The sequence below is a fragment of the Mesobacillus sp. genome (genome assembly GCF_049588175.1).
Lineage (GTDB): Bacteria > Bacillota > Bacilli > Bacillales > Cytobacillaceae > Mesobacillus.
Map to the genome: position 1 here is coordinate 1 of NZ_JBAVFI010000653.1, position 5,111 is coordinate 5,111.

The 5,111-nt window shown below is 38.1% G+C and carries 6 protein-coding genes; 1 reads left to right on the forward strand and 5 read right to left on the reverse strand.

All coding sequences use genetic code 11. The annotated features are described in order from the left end of the window. Positions 1-275: 275 nt before the first annotated feature. Positions 276-1,151, reverse strand: a complete 876-nt coding sequence (locus WB217_RS15695; protein ID WP_335433338.1) for a nucleotidyltransferase-like protein — start codon at positions 1,149-1,151, stop codon at positions 276-278. Positions 1,152-1,308: 157 nt separating this feature from the next. On the opposite strand from WB217_RS15695, the gene WB217_RS15700 reads away from it, so the two are divergent. Next, on the forward strand, positions 1,309-1,662 hold the full coding sequence (locus tag WB217_RS15700) for a YgzB family protein (protein ID WP_423994188.1): 354 nt from the start codon (positions 1,309-1,311) through the stop codon (positions 1,660-1,662). 223 nt (positions 1,663-1,885) lie between these two features. On the opposite strand, the gene perR is transcribed toward WB217_RS15700, so the two are convergent. From perR to WB217_RS15720, 4 genes are all read right to left on the reverse strand, one after another. Next, positions 1,886-2,329, reverse strand: coding sequence for a peroxide-responsive transcriptional repressor PerR (perR, locus tag WB217_RS15705; RefSeq protein WP_423994189.1), 444 nt, complete (start codon positions 2,327-2,329; stop codon positions 1,886-1,888). A 106-nt stretch (positions 2,330-2,435) separates the two neighbouring features. After that, a complete protein-coding gene (locus WB217_RS15710; RefSeq protein ID WP_423994190.1) occupies positions 2,436-2,993 on the reverse strand; it encodes a cob(I)yrinic acid a,c-diamide adenosyltransferase in 558 nt (185 codons plus the stop codon). A 2-nt stretch (positions 2,994-2,995) separates the two neighbouring features. Then, positions 2,996-3,940, reverse strand: a complete 945-nt coding sequence (locus tag WB217_RS15715) for a D-2-hydroxyacid dehydrogenase (RefSeq protein ID WP_423994192.1) — start codon at positions 3,938-3,940, stop codon at positions 2,996-2,998. A 223-nt stretch (positions 3,941-4,163) separates the two neighbouring features. Continuing rightward, on the reverse strand, positions 4,164-5,030 hold the full coding sequence (locus tag WB217_RS15720; protein ID WP_423994193.1) for a TetR/AcrR family transcriptional regulator: 867 nt from the start codon (positions 5,028-5,030) through the stop codon (positions 4,164-4,166). Positions 5,031-5,111: the final 81 nt, after the last annotated feature.

Consider the following 5,111-nt stretch of genomic DNA (forward strand, 5'->3'; position numbering starts at 1 on the left):
TCTATATAATAGAAGTCACTATAAAATATTGTTTGTTGACGCTTGTTTGTTTAGTTTTCAAAGAGCAATTTAGTTAGCGTGTCACCCAGAAGCGACTTTACTAATATACCATTCAGCGTTTTTTATGTCAACACTTTTTTGAATGAATGTTTTCTTTTCGAAACGCTGTTTATTATTTCAACCGCCTGCCGCGAAAATGTTTTTTCTTTGTTTCGCAGCGACGGTTATTAATATACCAAGTATTTTTTAAAAGGTCAACAGCTTTTATTATTTTTTTACGATAATTTTTCAGGAACCTGATAATATCTGTGGTAAATGCCTTGACCCTTCGTTTCAACGTTAACAACAGCAATGATTTTCTTTTCAATCAAATACTCAACAAGTATTCCAAGATCAACAGAATACGGAACCAGCTCAGAGTGCGTCATCATCTCATTAAAAGACCAGTATTCATTTTCCTGCAGCACTTCAAGAAGGTGCTGGGTGCCTATTTTTGTTCTTTTATGAATAAGGAATTCACTCGCAAGGAATAAAAGCTCCAATCTTTTTTCAATCGTTTCTTCACTGCAGACAAGCTCTTCATATAACTTATAGATTTCAGGTTCAATTTGTTTGACCTGATGCCAGACTGTAACCTCAGGATGAAATCCGTTTTCGATTACTGCAAGCCTCGCTAAATGGTGCAAGGAATGAACCACATGGTTATAGGCATCGAGAAAATGGTAATTGTCAAAAAAAGCTTTACCGTCTGTATATCTTCTTATTAACTTTGAGAATTCGATTCCCATTTTAATTTTTCTGCCGAAGAACGGAAATTCTCTTAATTCATGTTTCAGATTGGCGATACGTTCATTTCGATCAAAAATGATTTTACCGTTATAAAGCCAGTCAAATATTTTTTTGTTATTTCCTATTAACAGCCAATCATGGATTTGCTTTTCAGTCACAATGTGCATGGCAGCTTTCTTGTCGCCATAAGAATAGTGCTTCACAAACACAGGATCATCATTTTCTTTAACAATAATAAGCAGAATAACATCAAATGTATCGGTGGTTGGGATGGCTTTTTGCCTTTTCTCGACCATCACCACTCCAATTGTATTAGGGTGGCTTGCGCGTTCTTGGTATATAGAACGAAGGATATCCTCCATAATAAACTCCTCCATTTGTTTGTTAGCATATATGTTCGACAATTATATAAAATCTCCTGCAATTTCTCTAGACATTTTTCGACACCCATTTAAGAGTGATTATGTTTTATCATGCCGAAAATGGTATGATATAGTTAGTTTTTAGGGAGGGAAATCGATGGCTAAATATTCTAGTAAAATAAATAAAATCCGAACTTTTGCACTAAGCCTGATCTTCATCGGCTTCATCGTTATGTACGGCGGCATCTTCTTTCGCAATTCTCCAGTTGTCATGACAATCTTTATGTTGCTGGGCCTGATTTTCATTATCGCGAGCACAGCCGTTTATTTTTGGATTGGGATGCTTTCCACCAAAACTGTTCAGGTTGTCTGTCCGAATTGCGGCAAGCAAACTAAAGTTCTTGGCAGGGTAGATATGTGCATGTATTGCAACGAACCATTAACCCTTGACCCAAATCTAGAAGGCAAGGATTTTGATGAAAAATATAATCGCAAACAAGAACAGCATTAGGCCAGGCCTTAGTCAGCCATTACAAGCGCTGATGCTGCAACAAAACAAACACAAAATAAACTCGGCGCAGCTGCCGAGTTTTTCTTATATAAGTTGATATAGCTTTGTTCTCTTTCAGAAGTACTCCTTAACAATAAAATGATCAAAAAAATACAATAGCATCAATGATTATGAAAAGAAAGCCTAAAAAAAGAAAACTGATAGCTTTCGCCACCAGTGTTAATTAATGCGCTTCTTTAGCTGAGCAATCTGGACAAGTTCCGTAAATCTCCATTCTATGGTTGCCGACCTTAAATCCTGTCACATGCGAAGCCAAATGTTCTACTTCATTGAGGCCTGGGTAATGAAAATCAACGATCTTGTCGCATTTTTCGCATATTACATGATAATGATGGCTAGTCACATAATCGAAACGGCTTGAGGCATCTCCATACGTCAGTTCCTTCACTAGTCCAACTTCACGGAATACTCTCAAATTGTTATAAACTGTCGCGACGCTCATATTTGGGAACTTCCCTTCCAGCGCCTTATAGATTTCGTCTGCTGTTGGGTGCGACATTGAGTTTATTAAATATTCGAGTATCGCATGACGTTGCGGAGTAATACGGACTCCTGTATCCTTCAAGGTATCCAAGGCTTCTTTTAACTGGCTCTGTACCACCGCCATGCACCTCACATTTCTTAAGATTATTATTCTTATTTTATAATATTTATAATTAGTGTACTAATTTATTTCCACTTTTGTCAATATAACTACCTATACAATCAAGATTTTATGAATTTTCCTGGTGCAATGTTTGTTCCTTTGAACCAAGGTGCATATTAACATATCTTGCAGCTACGAATAAAAAGTCTGACAGCCGGTTCAAGTAAGAAAGGACAAGCGGATTTACTTCATCACCAATTTCAACTGCCTGGCGTTCAGCTCTTCTGGCAACCGTTCTTGCCACATGAAGTGCAGCTCCAGCTTGATTTCCCCCAGGAAGAATGAAGTTGGTTAATTGCGGTAGTGCTGCATCCCATGAATCAATCGTCTGTTCTAATTCATCGATATCTTTTTGTTCAAGAGTCCATTTCACTTCCCTGCCAGCTGGTGTAGCAAGCTCTGCGCCTACATGGAATAAGACGGTCTGGATTTTATGAAAGGTCGACTGCAATTCTTCCTTTCCGCTAAAATACTCTCCATTCAAATAACTAAGCGCGAGACCGATCATCGAATTGGTTTCATCGCAAGTACCATATGCTTCAACCCTTGCATCGTTTTTGCTGACACGTGTTCCGTAAATGAGCGAGGTTGTTCCTTTATCACCTGTTTTAGTATAAATCTTCATTCCTAGTACCCCCTGTCCATGTCGATTACATTGATATAGTCCGCACGCTTTTTAATATATGTATGCAGATTATGTTTAAAAATTTCAAAAGATCTTGGCATATAGTTTTTCGTTATACTTGAAATATGCGGCGTTACCGTAACATTATCCATCCTCCAAAATGGATGCTCTTCTGCCAGCGGCTCAGTATAAAAAACATCTAAATACGCATGGGCAATCTTTCTATCTCGAAGGGCAGCCAATATAACTTCTTCTTTCACTAAATCTCCGCGTCCAATATTTATGAACACGGCTGAATCCTTCATTAGATCAAAATGGCTTTCATCGAGGAGATGCTTTGTCTCCTTCGTGCTTGGCAGAACGGAAGCAATGAAATCCGCTTCTGGCAAAGCCTCTTTAATAGCTTTCATCGTATAAATTTCATCAGCCCATTCTGCCTTTTCGCCGCTGCGGTTAACACCAATCGTTTTCATTTGGAACGCTTTTGCCAGCCTGGCAACTTCTCCACCGATTGCCCCTATACCTAGAATGAGCAATGTTTTGCCGAACAATTCCCCCATCGGCAGCTTGCGTTCCCATAATTGGTTACTTTCATTTTCCCATAGTGTCCTCATATGCTTTACATGCTGCAGCATCATGCCAATTGTAAATTCAGCCATTGGAATTTTATGAATTCCGCGTGCATTTGTAACTAAGATTCCCATCTGCTTGCAGGCATCAAACGGCATCTTTTCCAATCCCGCTGACATCACCATGATCCATTTTAACTTATCAGCTTTTAAAATAAGTTCTTCCGTTAAATCTTCACCATATGTAATAAATACTTCAGCATTTAAAAATAGATCTTCCTTTATTCCCTTATGAAATTCAAAGTTCACTTGAGGAAATGCCATTTTCACTTCAGTCTGCAATTCTTCTGCAGGCAGTATAGATGAATAAATTTTCAATTGGACCCAACCCTTCGAATCTATAGTTGTATTTCTTAATTGTATTAATTTTCAATCTTCCTAACAACTTCTAAGCCTAAAAAACTAAAAATCCCCATAAAAAAAGGCGAGCTTTTCAGCTCGCTTAAAGTTGTTTGAGGAGGTATGCCCTAATACAATGATATTCAGTTTGGAGCAAAATGAATGGACAATAGCCTTTATTGTGAAAAATAGGCTGTGAAAATTAAAATTTTAAATTATAGTACTTAGCAATTTCTTCACAATATCGCTCAAGTGCGGCCTGATCCTTAAAATTGGATAGCATACCCTGAATCACCGGAAGCCGCGGTGTTTCCTTATCGATTTCACCTTCGAGGACCTCTATTGATACTTTTAAATCATCATTATTACCTATGGCCGAAATGACTTGCTTCATTTTTTCAATCGCATTCTTTGCATCACCATTTCGTGCCAGGAAAAATGCCTTTGTCTTTTTGAAGAGTTCTTTCATCTTCTCTTCAGTCGCTGCCGGCTGCTCATTGGTTAATCCCACAACTAAAGAGTCCATCCTTCTCAGGATATACTCGGCCAGTTCATTATTTTGAAAGCCCTCTTGATTGAAAAATAAAAGCTTTATGTAAGAATTGAACAAGCCTTCCAACATTAACGACAAATCCCACAGATGCCGCTCTGCTTTTTTTCCATATATGGCTCGAAGGCTTTCTTGGTAAAATGTATGCCCTTCATGATATTTACGGAACATGAGTGCTTTTACCTCTTCATTCAAAGGGATTGCCTGTTCCCTAGATTGCATGATGATAAATTCTTTATGCTCAAGCATCGTATTGAATAAAGCCGTCAGCTGCTTAGCGAACTTTTCTCTTGGAGGCAGATTTTCATGCTCAAAAGCTGCTAAATTTTTCTCAATACGTTCAAAGTAATATTCAAGAATGGCAATAAGCAAAGCATCCTTTGATTTGAAATATAAATAAAAAGCTCCTTTGGAAATTCCACTCTCAGTCACAATTTCCTGAATGGAGGTTGATGAGAATCCTTTTGTTGCATATAGCTTGATGGCCGCTTCGATGATCGCTTTTTCCTTTTCCTTCACCTTAAAGCCTCCCAATACACTTAATTAATGTGACTGACTGGTCACAGAAGCAATTTTGACTGCACAGTCATATCGTAATAC

What these genes read in the sequence shown, in the direction of transcription:
- WB217_RS15695 (WP_335433338.1), bottom strand. Translation starts at nt 1,151, where the DNA reads ATGGAGGATATCCTTCGTTCTATATACCAAGAACGCGCAAGCCACCCT.
- WB217_RS15700 (WP_423994188.1), top strand. Translation starts at nt 1,309, where the DNA reads ATGGCTAAATATTCTAGTAAAATAAATAAAATCCGAACTTTTGCACTA.
- perR (WP_423994189.1), bottom strand. Translation starts at nt 2,329, where the DNA reads ATGGCGGTGGTACAGAGCCAGTTAAAAGAAGCCTTGGATACCTTGAAG.
- WB217_RS15710 (WP_423994190.1), bottom strand. Translation starts at nt 2,993, where the DNA reads ATGAAGATTTATACTAAAACAGGTGATAAAGGAACAACCTCGCTCATT.